Origin of the sequence: Snodgrassella sp. M0110 (genome assembly GCF_016101465.1) — a bacterium.
Lineage (GTDB): Bacteria > Pseudomonadota > Gammaproteobacteria > Burkholderiales > Neisseriaceae > Snodgrassella > Snodgrassella alvi.
Genome location: NZ_JACFQM010000003.1, coordinates 342,553 through 358,478 on the forward strand (window position 1 = coordinate 342,553; position 15,926 = coordinate 358,478).

The following is a 15,926-nucleotide window of genomic DNA, read 5'->3' on the forward strand; positions in this document are numbered from 1 at the left end:
TCCCTTATCATTTCCACGGCCGGTTATAAGCACCCAGCGTTACCTGCTGGCCTTCTGAGACTTTGGCCAGTGCTTGCTGCCACAACGGATTAACACTGAACTGTTCCGGATTTTGTATTGCCATATCCAGAGCCTGCCGTAATACCTTAGTGACCTGAGCTGTATAGGCCGGACTGCGCTGCCTGCCTTCCACCTTAATCGCCGCCACACCGATTTCCAGCAATTGCGGCAAAATTTCTATAACATTCAGGCTGGTTGGTTCTTCCAGTGCATAATACGTTTCCTGATTTACCTGAAACCGCCCTTTGCACAAAGTCGGATAACCGGCCGGCTCATCCACATCATACCGGTCAATCAGAATATTATTCAGCCGCGCATCCATCCCGTTGTTATGCTGCTCCCAGCGAACATATTTTGCCGGTGAACACACACCGAAGGTATTAGGCGACTCTCCCGTTACATAACTTGAAAGCAGACAGCGTCCCTCTACCATCACACACAAACTGCCAAACCCGAACACCTCAATTTCCACAGAAGTATGTTTAATTACCTGTTCCACCTGAGGTAAAGTCAGCACCCGCGGCAATACCACCCGTTTAATACCAAACAGCTCCTGAGCCAGATTAATCGCCTCATAATTCGTAGCCGACCCCTGTACCGACATATGCAATGCCAGCTGAGGATGTGTTTTTCGCGCATAAGCCAGCATCCCCAGATCAGCCAGAATAACCGCATCCACGCCCAGCTCAGCCGCTGTATCCACAGCCTGCTGCCATTTCAGTACATCGCCGGCCTGTGCATACGTATTAATTGCCATCAGCACCTTACGCCCGTACTGATGTGCATAAGCAATTCCCTCAGCGGCTGACTTATAGTCAAAATTCAGACCGGCAAAATTACGTGCATTAGTTGCATCCTTCAGCCCCATATAAACCGTATCCGCTCCATGGTCTACTGCCATTTTCAGCGCCGGTAAATTACCTGCCGGGCACACCAATTCAGGTATTTTCCTACTCATCTGTTTTCACCAACCCCATAAATAAAAACATCAATCAGCAGGTATCAATACCTGCACAAACGCAGGATTAAAACATTTAATACAATCGAATTTATTGACAATAAACAAGCAAAAATTAAATCAAAATATATTTAATATTTATTTAACTAACATATACATAATCAAATAAAAAATTTAATAAAAATAACATTAAACATAAGAATGATTGTCTAAATAAGCTACCTTTTGCCGTTGTTTTATTTTCTGAATCACCATAACACTTCCATTTATCTACCACAAAATATGTTATGCTGTAACGCATAGTTCATATAGTTAATGTCTGAAGGTAGGGAGAACCAAATGGCAATACCAGAATCCAAACAGGAACTAATTGAAGCAATTAATAAAAACTATACACTACTGATCAAAAAGCTGGCTGCTGTACCTGAACAGAAAGCCTATCTGCCTCTGATGGAAGGCCATGCTAAAGGTACAATGATGAGTGCTGCACAGCTTGTGTCTTATTTAATTGGCTGGGGAGAACTGGTGCTGTCATGGCATAAACAGGAACAGTCAGGGCAGAAAATTGCCTTTCCGGAAGCAGGATATAAATGGAATCAACTGGGATTACTGGCACAGAAATTCTATCGTGATTATCAGTACATCACCGACTTCAAACAGCTACTCTCTCTTCTGGAGACCAACAAAAAGAATCTGATTTCACTTATTGATAGCTTTAGTAATGAAGAGCTGTATGGCTCGCCCTGGCATGAAAAATACACACGCGGACGCATGATTCAGTTTAATACCTCCTCCCCTTATAAAAATGCCACAGGACGATTGAATAAATTACTAAAAAAAATTGCCGAATAACTTATTTATTTTTAAAATTTACCGAAATATTTATATAGATTAAACTGTGTCAATTTAGCTTATTTTCTATTGTCCATGATCTAAAAATATTCCTATCTATAATAATATCAATCTTATATTTAAGAAAAAAATTTTTATTTTAATAGTATTTTTTTTAACCTATTCTAATCATTCAACTATTATTCTCAGCTATTTTTAATACTGATCAAAATATTATTCTGTAAAACTATCAATTAATTATAAAATTTCAACTATTCTCTAAATAGATAGTTAAATTAAAATACTTCAAATAAAATCAGTTATAAAATACTTCAAATAAAATCAGTTATAAGTATGGATATATATACTTTTTATCTATTTATTAATTTAGTCAGTTCACTATTTTGTGATAAATATAATCAGCTTTCTGTCACTAATTTAACTCATATTCGAAACAGATTAATGTCAGACATAAATATACACAGCCGTGTATTAAATGTTATTAAACAAATTAAATACACGGCGATATATCAGACTATCAATACTTACATTATTAATTTTTACCTTTTGTTTTGAACTCAGACCCCAATTGTTCCTGTTGCATTGAAGAGTAAGTTGCATATGTAGGTGTTCCGCGATTTTTCATACACAGAACAAACATAGGCTCATTAAAAAAAAGTTTATCAGAACCTCTCAATTTAATCCGGTTTTCCGGCTTTGATGCTAAATCAACGCAATATGATTGATTTTGTTTTCTCAACTCCTTCATTGGCGGCGACTCGGCATTATAGTAATCATCGTCAGCTTTTAAATATTTTTTTATTGCATCTCTTTCTGCATATTCACCATTGTACCAATCAGGTAAACTGCAACCACTTAAACATACACCGATACCGACAACAATGAGGAAATGGATTTTAGTTATTCGGATCTGCATAATATTTCTTTCCTTCAAATTCAAAATAGCGTCTGCCATGGATTTCGTGAATCGGTATCTGCGTGATTTTAATTATTTTTTTCGTTTTCCGATCAATTGTTGTCATATTTCCATCGCGATCAACCATATTAATATTTCCATCTGCGCCAATTACATAAGCCTTTGGTAATGACGGATTAATATACCGTCCATCTTGATTCAGCTTAGGTTTACCTACAGTCATTGCAACGATTGCGAACTCAGGATTTGGAATAGGTCTGCCGGTATTTTTATCAATAGCAACATTGCCAGCTGAATCCTGCAAAGTCTCATCAAGGTAATAAGCACCATTATAAGTAATATATTTGTTGGACAGACTGCATCCGCTTAATAATATACCGACACTGGTCAGAATCAGTAAGCGAATATTTACGACTCGGTTCTGCATATTTTTCTTTCCTCCAAATGCAAAATAGCGTTTACCATTAATCTCATAAATCAGTAACTGCAGTTTTTATAACCATAAGTATTAGCCTGCTTTATACAGTTTTAATTTATGCAAAATACATCATTTCAGACCGTTAATAACTGCATTCATACCTGATAAATTTATTTCGGATATAAATACAATTTTATTTTATAGATATTAACACAAATATTACAATATAAAACAAAATAAGATATAAAAGATTGAAATTACTTACATTACTCTCTTACCTTTTGCTCTTCGCTCTTCATCATGTTTTTTTTTCTGCATTGAGGCATAAGATTCATATGTAGGTGTGCCATGATTTTCCATACACCCAATAAACATAGCTTGATTGACAACACCATTTGGATAACCGTCCCTTGTAACCCGGTTTTCTGGCCTAGATGCTAAATCTGAACAATATTTGTCATTATGCTTTCTCAGCTCTTGCATTTGCGGCGATTCAGAATTGTAATAATTATCTCTATTTCTCTGTCCTTCTTTAATCGCTGATTTTTCAACATAATAACCATTGTACCAGTCGGAGATACTGCAGCTGCTCAGGAATAATGCAATACTTGTCAGGATAAATAAGCGAAGTTTAACTGTTCGAATCTGCATAATATTTCTTTCCTACCAATTTGTGTCGACATGTAAGATAATGCTTTTGCAGTAGCTGAATTCGCTACAAAACCTATTTTTTCAAACTCAGAAAATGTGCATTATTTAACAATCAATTTTATTGTTACTCCATAGTATTTTGTGATGAATAATTTAATACTAGTTAAACAGAGGTTACTGTTATGGATGGTATTATATTGGTATTTTAAAAATACTCTCATATTGTTTTTGCGACTTAGCTCGATAAACAATCTCATTTCCATATACATCATATTATTAACCGGATTTAATGAAATTTTAGACTTCTTTGCAGGAATACTAATAGCTTGTTCTTCTACATAAGTCGTTTCAATCGTTCCCTTTCCTTGTTCAGGATTAGTGTTACTGAAAAAAAGGTTAAAATCTCCCTAGATTGATAGAATGCGAATGGATTATTTGCAATTGATAAATTGAAAAAGTATTGATGTCATGCACTGCATTATTGGTACTATTGCTTCTGTTTAATATAAAATTATCTAGGGTATAAAAAACATTACCGTCGATTATTAACACATTGACTTTATAAATATTAATGATATTACGAATTTGCTTTTTAATCGAAAAATATCTATCAGATTTTACATCACCAGAAACCAAATATAAGAAGTTTAAAAGTAATGTAAGTATCACTAATTATATCATCGTTATTTTTCTGTATGTTTAAAATACAATAGTAAGTATTTTAATTAATATGTATAAATTTGCTAATTAATTCATCAAAATAAAACGGTATATGTCATAGTTTTCAACCTCATAACAAACAATATTTACTTTTTCTATACATGGGTAATTAGATAGATTAGCTTTGATCGTTTGTAAGGCGATTTCTGCCGCTTTATCTTTTGGAAATTTATAAATACCAGTACTTATATTAGGAAATGAAATGGTTGTGACACCATTTTCATAAGCAAGTTTAAAACAGTTTATGTAACAATTTATTAATAATTCAACTTCTTTATGACTACCATCATTCCAACGAGGGCCTACGGTATGGATGACATATTTAGCGGGTAGATTACCTGCAGTAGTAATTACAGCTTCCCCCACTTTACAACCTCCTTGCTTAGCTCGTATTTTTTGACATTCATCTAGAATTTTTTTCCTCCAGCACGATGAATTGCACCATCAACACCACTTCCTCCTAATAAAGAACTATTTGCTGCATTTACAATCGTATCAACAGGAATTTTAGTAATATCACCCTGAATAATTTCTATTTTATTTTTCATTTAATAATATTTCCAAAAATTGCTTAATTGAATCTTCTTGTTTTTGAATTTCGATTGGTTCTAAAAGTACATTCATTACTTGCTTATCAATAAGTAGATCATAAATGTCAATATCTAGCCAGCCTTTTGACCAGATATCAATACCTGCAATTTTTCCATTTCCTTCAATTACAACTCTTTCTAAACTTCCAAAGTCTCCCTTCGGATATGAGCTGTAAGTCAATTTATAGTTACTTAATTGAGGGGCAATATTATTTTTAAAATAGCGCATATCCATCATATTAATCCTTTATTTTTTATCAAGAATATTGATATTAATGACATTCGGTGTTAATGAACCTCCTTTTTATACTAATATTTATCATTGATAATATCAAACGAAATAGTTATTGGTTTTATCAATAATATCAATGCATTCATTACTTTATTTTATATAAATTTCCAACAAGTACCCGCTACCCTCACTTTTACTTTTTTCCCAAAGTTTATTTCTATTATAAAATAAACCGATAATGACAATGTCATTTATTATAATTAATGCTTATACAAATTTATTATTTCTTAAAACGTTTTATATAATCTCTGTAATAGGGATTTTCTACGGGATGATCAGTATAATTTCCATTCGCATCAATATAATGTCCACGTTCATCTACCAAATATTGTGCAGGTGGCTCAGCATACCAGCCAGAAGGATATACTACTACCCGACTACCCTCATATCCGTTTAATGCTAGCAGTTTCTCAAATCGTGAAGCATCTGTACTACATCCACATAATATACACAATATAATAAATCCAACTAAGCTAAATTTCTTAATATTACTTGCCACTTTATACTCCATTTTTGTCTATTTAAAAATTGTCTGAGACTAATATACTTTCTTCTCATACATGCTATTGAGGCAGGTGTATAAACGTTAGCCAACCGCTTATTTTCAGCTTCATCATTGCTGCTAATATTCAGCTAGAGGCGTTTTAGAAACTTATAGCTGAGTCCATTCAATTATCCAAGCACAAATTCATATCTATCAGAAACTTAATTCTAATATGATACTCAACAATTTTTAAAAACCTTTTCTCTTCATACATTCTATTGATGCAGGTGTATAAACGTTAATAAGCCATTCAGTCCTCGCTTCAGAACCCCGGGGGGCATTTGGCTTAGGTACAGTTAATTGAAGCTCATCAAAACATTCCTGATCAGCTTTCTCTCTTGCTGGTGATGACCAGCCCGGACCATTCCAGAATCTTATAGCTGCCTCCATACAACCCTCCAAGCACAAACACACATTTAACAAAAATATAATTTTAATGCGGTGTTTCATGATAATGCACTCCTTCCTGAGGTTTCGTTGGCCTTACCAGAATAGACAAGTTTCTTTTATTTCAGTTGAACTAGTATGCAAAAATCATCTTTTAGATATTGATACAGCCCTGTATTCAATCTTTTAATATTACTATTATCAAATTAAGCACAGGGCTAATATATCAGGCTAGTAACACTTACATGACTCTTTTACCTTTTGCTCTTTGCTCTTCATCACGTTTTTTTTTCTGCATTCCCGCCCAGGTTTCATATGTTGGTGTTCCTCTGTCTTCCATACAATTTTCAAACATACCTTGATTCCATACTCCATTTGGATAACCATCTCTTGCAACCCGGTTTTCTGGCTTATGTGCTAAATCTAAACAATATGTTTGATTCTGCTTTCTCAACTTTTGCATTTCTGGCGATTCTGAATTGTAATAATTATTTTCATCCCTTTGTGATTGGGAAATTGCTGATCTTTCAGCATAATAGCCATTGTACCAGTCGGATATGCTACAGCCATTCAGAAATATTCCGATACTTGTCAGAATAAGTAAGCCAATTTTAGCGGTTCGGATCTGCATAATATTTCTTTCCTTCAAATTCAAAATAGCATTTGCTATGAATTTCATGAATCGGCATCTGCGTGATATGGCAGTGTTATTCGATTTATCGATTCAATTAAAGAACGAGGATTAATTTCAGGTAATCGTCATTATGTTCATTTATCCGTTGATGAACAAACTGCCATATCAGTCAGACAACGACATGGTAAACCTATTGTAATTAAAGTAAAAGCCTTACTGATTTTTCAACAAGGCTTTAAATTTTATTTATCTGATAATGGGGTTTGATTAACAAAACAAGTTCCATCTCAGTTTTTAATAATTAAATAACTTTATTCAGGTTCAGCTGTATCTGCTTTATATTGTGCTGACTCTTCTTTGGCTGATTCGAGCCATGCTGAAAAATTTTCTAAATAATATTGTTTACCCCTAACCGGATCTTCACCACTATAACTATAGCCATAATCATGAAAATAAACTTTTGGATCCCCACTTTTATCACTTCCATCAAAACAGGCTAAAACAACATATCCATCATTAAAAAAACCTGATTCATCACTAGCAATAGCAAAAGGTATTAAAGGTTGATCTCTATATTCAATGAGTAGTGCTCCATAATAACTTAAAGATTTTCCGATATCTTTGCATAAAAAATCCCATGGTTCTAAATCAATAATGTTATTAGATTTTACTGTGTCAATATAACTTTGAGGAAAAACAAAACCATCAGGAAGTATTGGGGTATTATATAAAAATATATTAGACATCATTTTTTAGCTTGTATTTTTGGAGATTGATTCGAGCCATTTGGATTTTGTTTTCCAAAGCCTCAAGATTGTTTGTTTATGTGCCCTTTAATTGCTTCTCCCCATGTATTATATTTTTCCCAACCTCGAACCTTTTTAATCTCCGGAGTTAATTTTTCATTAAAATCATGAACTTTTGCTTTAACATTAATACCTGCTTCTCTTGCGGCAAGAATTCGAGTGTTATCCATACTTGTTAATTTGCCATCTGGCATTTTTATGACATCAACAGGATCGCCCTTCCAACCATCTTTTTTCATGCTAGAGACAAGATCATCATAAGTGTATTTTAAAGTAGTTCCTCGTTCAGTTTTGTTATAAGAAACCGTATTCTGTGAAAATCTGATTTCATCAGGATTTATTACGGTCGTTCCTTTTCCAGCATAAGTTAATTATTGAACTTGCGATGCAGGTCTAAAAAGCAATAAAAGCTCCCCGCTGGTTAAGGCGGGGGAGCTTTTTAATTTAGTTTTTTCAACTCTTGCTCAATTTGCTCAATAAGTTGTTTATCATTTAATTCATATTCTTCTTTATCAGAATCTGGATTATAAAGATCGGCTAGACAAAAAATAGTTGATAAACATTCGCTAACACTGTCTTCATCTTTGAGAAGTAAACCGTTATCTCGCTCTATTCGATAGAGCTCAATGTAAGCCTCAGCAAAAACTTGAGCTGTTATTCTTCCATTAACAAACGATTTAGCAAATTCTAATGCTATAAGGCTCATCGTAATACTCCATTTTTCATATAATTATCATACTGTGCGGTTCCTGGCGTAAGCTTAAATCCTGTAACAAAATTACCAGAGCTATCAAGAACAACTGCATTATTAGTACTTGAGTTAAAAAATACTTTTGAGTCTTTTACAAAGCCATAAGTACCTTGGGGTTTGGTTGCCGAGTCTCCCATATGATTTTTGATTGCAGTTTCATATTGACCAAGAGTTTCCGGGTTTTTCTTTGTTGTTGTTATTCCAAAATCAGCCGCATGCTTAAACTTCTTATCTAGTTGCTTTTGCGTTATTCCCGTTAATTCACCGGCAAGAGAATTTGCACTCGTTCCCTTTCCGGCAGTTGATTGGTTAAAACAGGGCGGCTAAAGAAGAAGTAAAAGCTAATGCAGTAAACAATAGCGCAGCATTAAGGTGAACACCTTAACACTGCTAACCACAACTAACTATCGAGGAGTTAACTATGGCTAAGACACATTCTAAGCTAAAATTAACCACAGGAAAAGCACCTGCACTACAACCCACTGAGTGATTTTATACCGTCGGTTATGTGCCACAAGGCGCAAATCGCAACCCCAGACCACAACTGGCCATTAAGGGTAGATGGTTGGAACAGATAGGCTTTTATGTTGGTTGTACAGTTATCATTAAAGTTAAGCAAAATAAACTTATTATTAAACTAACAAGCAAGTTTTAAAAAACAATAAAAGATCCTCACACAAATTAGGTGGTGATTGATACTTATTCAACGGGCTCTAATGAAACAGCCATTTCTAATACTATATCTAAGTAAGCTTTTTCGCCATTATGATTTCGCCGTTTCAGTTCATCATATGCGTAAATAATTTCAACTTTAGCCCCTTTTTGAAAAAGCTTTTTATCCTTGTAATTAATATAGTTATAAATGCTTTCTTCAACTTCGGAACCATCATCTAATAGTAAACTAAAAGCATTATCTACAGAAGAAGGATCTTGACCTGCCACATAGGTTCTAGTTATTACTCCCGACACGTGCAGTAAAGGCATTTTTCCTTGTTTAATACTATTCCACCATTCTTTAGAACCAAAAAGGCCATTTGTACCTTTTAAACCCATATTTGGTCTCGACTTATCGAGCGTGAGTGACTGTGTCATTACAATTTGCTCAGGATTATCTTTTAACTCTTCAGATAAAAGATAAACTAATTTCATAGGAACTTTTGAATTTTCTAACTTTAATAACATATTTCTTACCTTTTATTTTACTTTTTCAAAATGGACAATATTTTTATTAAAAATCTCTATGCCTTTACCTTGCCCAAGTTGGGTTGTCATTTGCCCTCCTTCCACTTTGAATCGAGTATTCGTATTCATCCATTTTCTTGTTTGAGTAGACATATTAGGGAATTGTGTACTTGCTGGTTTGTTTGCTGAAATCCCAATTTTTTCAAGCTGAGAAAACGTCCCTGGTTTAACTACTATTTTAACCGTAATGCCGTTATACTTTGATGAATATTTTAATACTAGTGAAACAGAAGTTTCAGTCGTTGCTGGCATTATACCTGTTCGCTCAAATTGCTTAAACTGTTCTGGTGACATAGTTCTATAAACAATTTCATTTCCATAAGCATCATATTGTTGTACTGGACTAAGTGGATTTTTAGATTGAGTTACTGGCACTCCAATCCCTTCCCTTGCAACCTGTGTAGGTCCCGCCGTTCCCTTTCCAGCATTCGATTTCCTGAAAACTGGTTAATCTGACCTATGCGGTGATACTCTGACCACTTTGTTGATGGTTGATGTATTGAGACAAACATATCTTATGGTGGAAATTATAACTACTGTCACCCATACGTATTATTTTGTCTCCTGCTACGGCTAACTCTCTGCCCACATGAGTAAGACCATCGTCAGAAGTAGATATATCGCCCTTCGTCTGAATGGGTTTGTTCAAGAGGTTTAATGTAGAGCAAATTACTAACTGATTCAATATGGGATTTTTAATTAAAAAAATCATACTTAGCAAAAAGATGACGGATATCATTAATAACATATTATTTTCTTATATCTTCCTCAGTAACCCAGATAAGCTACACACCCAGTTTTGAAACTGAAACTCATGTTTATTTCTTGTACATTCTAGGAAAATATTAGATCCCAGTAATGTAAAGGGATCTAGTTGCTAGGATTGATATATTACGTCGTAATTATTACCTAATTCTATTTGTAATTTTTCTTGTAAACATTTCCCTTTTTCTTTAAAGGCTATTTCTTCATTAATAGTTTTAAATCCAGATTCTAACGGGTTATCTGAATTCAACGTTTTATCATAGTCATCTGACCACTTATTTAACTCATTTTTGAGAGAATCACTGATTAGTAAGGAATCAGGATCAATATTTCCAACTTCATTATCCGAATCAATCCACAATGGATAACATTCATAATCAGCCATTAATTTTATTTTCTTCATTTACTTACTCCCCGCAGGATTTGCTCCAACAATAAAACCATTACTTCCAGTTGTAACAGCTATTCTTTGTTTTTGTCCATTAATCGTAATTTCATAAATTGGTCGTCCTGTTCCTTTTCCTTGATAACCAATAATCTTTCCTTTGGATACAGTGTCTATAACTACATTAGGTATTTGTGATTCTGAAACCCCTATTTTTGCAAAATCACTGGCATGACGTTCTACAATATGTTGGAGCCCTGCCGATGAATTACCTGTCTCAAGAAAAACTATTTTACCATCAGCTAATTTTTCAACTTTCAAAATATTTTCAGGTGAGAATTTAACGCCATTCTTAGACATTTCTTCCAGATATTGTTGATTTACCGTCCCCTTTCCAGCTTTTGCTTTAGAACCCTGCTTTTGCATCATTACAGAATATCTATTTTTTATCAAACCTATTTCGTCATTGGTTAGTCTCCTTCCTTTTTTCATGCTCAGTGCACGTATAACTGTTTCAACACTAACTCCTGAGTTGAGTAATGTATCAACTTGCTGTTGCATTATACTAACTGACCCTATGTAGCTCCCAGCAATTTGATATTGGAATACTCTTATGGCTATCTGTTCGTCAGAAGCTCCAGAGCGTTTCATTTTTTTGACTAGATTTAACATTGTAATTTGGTTGAAATCTGCATTGCCGATTACGCTCGCTGGTATCCATTCATTTGCATTTAAATCAAATATGCGTGAACCAAACCTACGCTGACTTTCTCCAGCCCCCCTCATCATTTTATTAGCATAGCTTGTCAATAATATTTTGGATTCTTCTTCTGTTATTTGTCCTGTCATATACAAATTCAATATGATTTTATTTGCTTCATCAGAGACCTTTAAATATTCTTTTTCAACCTGAATCCTGCACTGATCTGTTTTGCATGCATCATATTTTCTTTGATAATCATCCGCACTTTGTACACCTGCTTTTTTCAGTTTTTCATTTAATATTTTTTCCTGAGTGTTAAGTTTACTTTCCCCCTTACTGTTACGAAGTGCATTATTATCAACCGCCGTATGCCCGGCCTGATTCCCCTGTGCCACATCAGCCATGCTGCCGCCTACTGCCGCTCCTGTTGCTGCTCCAGCCAACCCTATGATTGATGAAACCGTGGCTTTTTCATCTGCAGTTAAATCTTTTGATTCCTTGCCATACAGCCATTTCGATACTACCGGCGCCAGAGCTTCTGTTCCTGCCGCAGCCAGTCCGCCAGCCAGTGCATTATTTCCTCCTGCTGCCGCTACTGCTGCTCCTACTACTGCGTGCGCCACCAGATGCGCAGTGCTGCCTTCTGCATCTTTTCCTTTAAAGTACTGCCCTATCTGATATGAAACTATCGGGCTGGCTGTGGCTGCCACTATCCCTCCTATGCTGTTAGTCGGTGCGGACAGACCTGCTCCTATCACATTTAACAGTAATCCGCCTGCATTCCACTGCGACAGTTCTTTTTCATATTTTTCACGTTCTTCCGGACTCAGTGCTGTATTTTTCAGTTTTTCTTTGGGGGCATCTTTTTTACTGTTTATTATGGCAGAGGCTGTCTGCATGTTATCGCTGAATTCCTGACTGATTTCACGCTGTAAATCCAGCTCTTTCTGTACCTTATCTTTATCAAAGTTATTATGCAGATATCCGGCCTTATCAGCATAATCTTCGCTGCTGATATCAGTATGGATGCTAGGTTTTAAAATCCCATACTTTAATCAATACGATTAATTACATTATTCAATAAATATTTATTTTTTTTGAGTATTACTGATGCTTTTGATTTTGATAAATACATGCATAACTAGGATACTGCCATATAACAGCATATCTTTGAAGCGGTATTTCAGTTACTGTTGGATCTTTTTCATAATCATAATAATCATCCAAATTAGAAGTAATAATCATCTCTTCTCCGCGACAGTTATGTTCAAAACCTAGTTTTGCACTATTCTTATCAACAGTATTAGAAATTTTTTTTCTATTTTCAAAATCATCATACTTTAGTTTAAATATCACATAAATTGTCGTTGTTGAACCATTTTTAGTTATCATTACTTGTTCTTTATTAAATGAATATGGCTTAAGAATATCTGGTAATTGTTTAATTATTATTGATTCTTTTTCATTATTATCTATTTCATATCTAGATTTTCCATTCCCCATCCATTTTATATACCCAAAAATTGAAAAGCTACATAATATAAAGATAATATATATAATCCTTTTCTTATATCCTTTCCATAGTATATTGATATTACTCATTTATAAACTTTCAGCAGACGTAGTTAATTTAAAATATATAATAAAAACAAACATAACAGAACAAGTACAAATAGCTTTTTATTATACTTGTTCTAATACTCTGTTATTTACATTTAAAGAGCTTATTTAATTCTTCTAATTTTTCTATCATAATTGCTGCTGCTTAACACTTCCAAAACAAAAGGTAAATCCAGAACCTATTTTACCTTTTATTTTTGGCAATTAATTGTTTATAGGTCGTGTAGTAGCAACTTTTCCTATAACCAAATAACTTTATACCATTTGTTATATACACCTAGTCTGGTCAGACCTAGCCCTCCAATTCAACTGACCATGAATGGTCATTGATTGGAGGAGCTCAGATTTTATGCTGGTATGCTCATAACCATAACAATAAAGTAGGGTAAATTATTTATTCAACTTGTTATATAAGTCTAAAAGATAATAATTAGAATCTCTAATAGTTAGGTAGGAATCATTCTTATGTAGTTTTGCCAAGAATTCCATTCCAGAGAATTACCATTCATTCCCTTTCCTGCTTTACCACCAGTCAGCCAGTCATCATTGATGTACAGCCGAGGCTGTTGATTATCAGGATTGAGGGGCTGAGCTAAGAGGTAAAACAAAATCCCCACGGGTTAGGTGGGGATTGCTTTAGCTTACCTTGGATAATTTATCTGGTGATAAGGCTAGTATCTCTATTGTTCTACCGTTCTCATCACAGAACTCGACTTCATATGATTCATCGGGTTTAGTATAAACATCTATAATTGCACCTATCATTCCTGATTTCAGATTATACTCAGGAATATCTTCAGTTAAACTTACTGTATCAAAAAGGGAATATTTCATAATATCTTCACTTTACATAGAGTGTTGTTAATCTAGGTGTTGATGATCCAGGATCATATATCCAACCAGTTCGAACAGTTGCTGTTTTCCCATTCGGTCCAGTAATTGGCATATCAATAGTAATTCTTTGACCATGATTATCTGCTTTACCTAGAATGGCTGTATTTGTTTTTGCTCCCGATTGTATTTTTGATATTAGATCATTTGCGTTTGATTGGTTATATCCTAAAGCTGACTCAAAAACTTTTGCTTTGTTTCCCCCTACGGGATGCTCGGTATTTAATGCATAAGAAGTAACTTTATTCGGATCAATTACTGCTTTATCTGCATTTGCTAGCTTCCCAGAGTTTCCTGTTTTAATTACAGCCTCTGCATGGGTGTAATTGTTCCAATTCGCTGTTGGTCCTGAAAGTTTATCTTTAGAGGTTATTGTAGCAACATCATCTACAGCACTCGTCCCCTTTCCGGCTTTTGCTTTAGAACCCTGCTTTTGCATCATTACAGAATATCTATTTTTTATCAAACCTATTTCGTCATTGGTTAGTCTCCTTCCTTTTTTCATGCTCAGTGCACGTATAACTGTTTCAACACTAACTCCTGAGTTGAGTAATGTATCAACTTACTGTTGCATTATATTAACTGATCCTTTGTAGCTCCCATCAATTTCATATTGAAATACCCTTAAGGCTATCTGTTCGTCAGAAGCTCCAGAGCGTTTCATTTTTTTGACTAGATTTAACATTGTAATTTGGTTGAAATCTGCATTGCCGATTACGCTCGCTGGTATCCATTCATTTGCATTTAAATTAAATATGCGTGAACCAAACCTACGCTGACTTTCTCCAGCCCCCCTCATCATTTTATTAGCATAGCTTGTCAATAATATTTTGGATTCTTCTTCTGTTATTTGTCCTGTCATATACAAATTCAATATAATTTTATTTGCTTCATCAGAGGCCTTTAAATATTCTTTTTCAACCTGAATCCTGCACTGATCTGTTTTGCATGCATCATATTTTCTTTGATAATCATCCGCACTTCGTACACCTGCTTTTTTCAGTTTTTCATTTAATATTTTTCCCTGAGTGTTAAGTTTACATTCCCCCTTACTGTTACGAAGCGCATTATTATCAACCGCCGTATGCCCGGCCTGATTCCCCTGTGCTACATCAGCCATACTGCCGCCCACTGCTCTTAATATTGCATGTGCTACAAGATGCGCAGTACTGTTTTCTGTAATTTTATCTTTAAAAGATTGACCAATTTCATATAAAGCCACCAGATATCAATACAGCCCTGTGTTCAATTTTCTAATATTACTATTATCAAATTAAACACAGGGCTAATATATCAGGCTAGCAATACTTACATGACTCTTTTACCTTTCGCTCTTCATCACGTTTTTTTCTGCATTCCACCCCAGATTCAATTCTCAGATTCAAAACCATATACTGGTGTCCCTCTGTCTCTCATACACTTAAAATACATAGATTGATTCCATACTTCATTTGGATAACCGACTCTTGCAACCCGGTTTTCCGGCTTATTTGCTAAATCTATACAATATTTTATATTTTGCTTTCTCAGCTCTTTTATTTCTGGCGGTTCTGATCTGCATAATATTCTTCTTACCAATTTATACTAATATTTATCATGATAATATCACATGAAATTGTTATTGGTTTTATCAATAATATCAATGCATTTATTACCTTATTTTATATAAATTTCCAACAAGTACCCGCTACCCTCACTTTTACTTTTTTCCCAAAGTTTATTTCTATTATAAAATAAACCG

The 15,926-nt window shown here is 34.5% G+C and carries 23 protein-coding genes and 2 pseudogenes; 3 read left to right on the forward strand and 22 right to left on the reverse strand.

Features of this window, described 5'->3' with window-relative positions:
- Nucleotides 1-7: 7 nt before the first annotated feature.
- The gene (locus H3T84_RS06515) at nucleotides 8-1,018 is read right to left on the reverse strand and encodes a peptidase U32 family protein (RefSeq protein ID WP_198218586.1); all 1,011 of its coding nucleotides are present in this window, start codon (nucleotides 1,016-1,018) and stop codon (nucleotides 8-10) included.
- 339 nt (nucleotides 1,019-1,357) lie between these two features.
- On the opposite strand from H3T84_RS06515, the gene H3T84_RS06520 reads away from it, so the two are divergent.
- Nucleotides 1,358-1,870, forward strand: a complete 513-nt coding sequence (locus H3T84_RS06520; protein ID WP_198218587.1) for a ClbS/DfsB family four-helix bundle protein — start codon at nucleotides 1,358-1,360, stop codon at nucleotides 1,868-1,870.
- A gap of 532 nt (nucleotides 1,871-2,402) precedes the next feature.
- On the opposite strand, the gene H3T84_RS06525 is transcribed toward H3T84_RS06520, so the two are convergent.
- The 8 genes and pseudogenes from H3T84_RS06525 to H3T84_RS06560 all read right to left on the reverse strand — a co-directional run bounded on the left by H3T84_RS06525 (nucleotide 2,403) and on the right by H3T84_RS06560 (nucleotide 7,067).
- A complete protein-coding gene (locus tag H3T84_RS06525) occupies nucleotides 2,403-2,786 on the reverse strand; it encodes a hypothetical protein (protein ID WP_198218588.1) in 384 nt (127 codons plus the stop codon).
- Nucleotides 2,767-3,213 carry a hypothetical protein gene (locus H3T84_RS06530; protein WP_198218589.1) on the reverse strand — a complete coding sequence of 149 codons (447 nt, stop codon included), beginning with the start codon at nucleotides 3,211-3,213 and terminating at the stop codon, nucleotides 2,767-2,769. The genes H3T84_RS06525 and H3T84_RS06530 overlap by 20 nt, the downstream gene beginning before the upstream one ends.
- 252 nt (nucleotides 3,214-3,465) lie before the next feature.
- A complete protein-coding gene (locus tag H3T84_RS06535; RefSeq protein WP_198218590.1) occupies nucleotides 3,466-3,855 on the reverse strand; it encodes a hypothetical protein in 390 nt (129 codons plus the stop codon).
- Nucleotides 3,856-4,602: 747 nt separating this feature from the next.
- Nucleotides 4,603-5,123: pseudogene (locus tag H3T84_RS12435) on the reverse strand (O-acetyl-ADP-ribose deacetylase).
- Nucleotides 5,113-5,403, reverse strand: coding sequence for a hypothetical protein (locus tag H3T84_RS06545; protein WP_198218591.1), 291 nt, complete (start codon nucleotides 5,401-5,403; stop codon nucleotides 5,113-5,115). Before H3T84_RS06545 ends, H3T84_RS12435 begins: the two are co-directional and overlap by 11 nt.
- 274 nt (nucleotides 5,404-5,677) lie before the next feature.
- Complete coding sequence (locus tag H3T84_RS06550) at nucleotides 5,678-5,956, reverse strand: hypothetical protein (protein WP_198218592.1); 279 nt, start codon at nucleotides 5,954-5,956, stop codon at nucleotides 5,678-5,680.
- A gap of 234 nt (nucleotides 5,957-6,190) precedes the next feature.
- Nucleotides 6,191-6,451: a hypothetical protein gene (locus H3T84_RS06555; protein ID WP_198218593.1), complete on the reverse strand. Its 261-nt coding sequence runs from the start codon at nucleotides 6,449-6,451 to the stop codon at nucleotides 6,191-6,193.
- A 178-nt stretch (nucleotides 6,452-6,629) separates the two neighbouring features.
- Nucleotides 6,630-7,067 carry a hypothetical protein gene (locus H3T84_RS06560; protein ID WP_198218594.1) on the reverse strand — a complete coding sequence of 146 codons (438 nt, stop codon included), beginning with the start codon at nucleotides 7,065-7,067 and terminating at the stop codon, nucleotides 6,630-6,632.
- A 30-nt stretch (nucleotides 7,068-7,097) separates the two neighbouring features.
- On the opposite strand from H3T84_RS06560, the gene H3T84_RS06565 reads away from it, so the two are divergent.
- Nucleotides 7,098-7,289: an RNA 2'-phosphotransferase gene (locus tag H3T84_RS06565; protein ID WP_198218621.1), complete on the forward strand. Its 192-nt coding sequence runs from the start codon at nucleotides 7,098-7,100 to the stop codon at nucleotides 7,287-7,289.
- 44 nt (nucleotides 7,290-7,333) lie between these two features.
- Here the strand turns inward: H3T84_RS06565 and H3T84_RS06570 are convergent, their stop codons facing one another.
- From H3T84_RS06570 to H3T84_RS06585, 4 genes are all read right to left on the reverse strand, one after another.
- Entirely contained in the window at nucleotides 7,334-7,771 is a 438-nt protein-coding gene (locus H3T84_RS06570) for a hypothetical protein (protein WP_198218595.1), read from the reverse strand.
- Between the two features lie 59 nt (nucleotides 7,772-7,830).
- Nucleotides 7,831-8,067 carry a hypothetical protein gene (locus tag H3T84_RS06575; RefSeq protein ID WP_198218596.1) on the reverse strand — a complete coding sequence of 79 codons (237 nt, stop codon included), beginning with the start codon at nucleotides 8,065-8,067 and terminating at the stop codon, nucleotides 7,831-7,833.
- Between the two features lie 200 nt (nucleotides 8,068-8,267).
- Nucleotides 8,268-8,534, reverse strand: coding sequence for a colicin immunity domain-containing protein (locus H3T84_RS06580; RefSeq protein ID WP_025331477.1), 267 nt, complete (start codon nucleotides 8,532-8,534; stop codon nucleotides 8,268-8,270).
- Nucleotides 8,531-8,830 (reverse strand): colicin D domain-containing protein, encoded by a 300-nt coding sequence (locus H3T84_RS06585; RefSeq protein ID WP_198218622.1) that lies wholly within the window; start codon nucleotides 8,828-8,830, stop codon nucleotides 8,531-8,533. The genes H3T84_RS06580 and H3T84_RS06585 overlap by 4 nt, the downstream gene beginning before the upstream one ends.
- Before the next feature lie 251 nt (nucleotides 8,831-9,081).
- Between H3T84_RS06585 and H3T84_RS12440 the strand changes: the two are divergent.
- Nucleotides 9,082-9,234 (forward strand): annotated as a pseudogene (locus tag H3T84_RS12440) (SymE family type I addiction module toxin); the annotation flags it as partial.
- 44 nt (nucleotides 9,235-9,278) lie between these two features.
- Here H3T84_RS12440 and H3T84_RS06595 read toward each other — a convergent pair.
- The 9 genes from H3T84_RS06595 to H3T84_RS06635 form a co-directional block, all read right to left on the reverse strand.
- Nucleotides 9,279-9,761 carry a hypothetical protein gene (locus tag H3T84_RS06595; RefSeq protein WP_034884800.1) on the reverse strand — a complete coding sequence of 161 codons (483 nt, stop codon included), beginning with the start codon at nucleotides 9,759-9,761 and terminating at the stop codon, nucleotides 9,279-9,281.
- Between the two features lie 12 nt (nucleotides 9,762-9,773).
- Nucleotides 9,774-10,196: a hypothetical protein gene (locus tag H3T84_RS06600; RefSeq protein WP_198218597.1), complete on the reverse strand. Its 423-nt coding sequence runs from the start codon at nucleotides 10,194-10,196 to the stop codon at nucleotides 9,774-9,776.
- A gap of 502 nt (nucleotides 10,197-10,698) precedes the next feature.
- Entirely contained in the window at nucleotides 10,699-10,989 is a 291-nt protein-coding gene (locus H3T84_RS06605) for a hypothetical protein (RefSeq protein ID WP_025331481.1), read from the reverse strand.
- Nucleotides 10,990-12,573, reverse strand: coding sequence for a VENN motif pre-toxin domain-containing protein (locus H3T84_RS06610; protein WP_198218598.1), 1,584 nt, complete (start codon nucleotides 12,571-12,573; stop codon nucleotides 10,990-10,992). It lies immediately after the preceding gene.
- A 205-nt stretch (nucleotides 12,574-12,778) separates the two neighbouring features.
- Entirely contained in the window at nucleotides 12,779-13,276 is a 498-nt protein-coding gene (locus H3T84_RS06615; RefSeq protein ID WP_198218599.1) for a hypothetical protein, read from the reverse strand.
- 464 nt (nucleotides 13,277-13,740) lie between these two features.
- Nucleotides 13,741-13,902, reverse strand: coding sequence for a hypothetical protein (locus H3T84_RS06620; RefSeq protein ID WP_171991469.1), 162 nt, complete (start codon nucleotides 13,900-13,902; stop codon nucleotides 13,741-13,743).
- A 28-nt stretch (nucleotides 13,903-13,930) separates the two neighbouring features.
- Complete coding sequence (locus tag H3T84_RS06625) at nucleotides 13,931-14,128, reverse strand: DUF4926 domain-containing protein (protein WP_025331490.1); 198 nt, start codon at nucleotides 14,126-14,128, stop codon at nucleotides 13,931-13,933.
- Between the two features lie 7 nt (nucleotides 14,129-14,135).
- Entirely contained in the window at nucleotides 14,136-14,690 is a 555-nt protein-coding gene (locus H3T84_RS06630; RefSeq protein WP_025331491.1) for a DUF6883 domain-containing protein, read from the reverse strand.
- A 57-nt stretch (nucleotides 14,691-14,747) separates the two neighbouring features.
- Nucleotides 14,748-15,407: a VENN motif pre-toxin domain-containing protein gene (locus tag H3T84_RS06635; protein ID WP_198218600.1), complete on the reverse strand. Its 660-nt coding sequence runs from the start codon at nucleotides 15,405-15,407 to the stop codon at nucleotides 14,748-14,750.
- Between the last annotated feature and the right edge of the window lie 519 nt (nucleotides 15,408-15,926).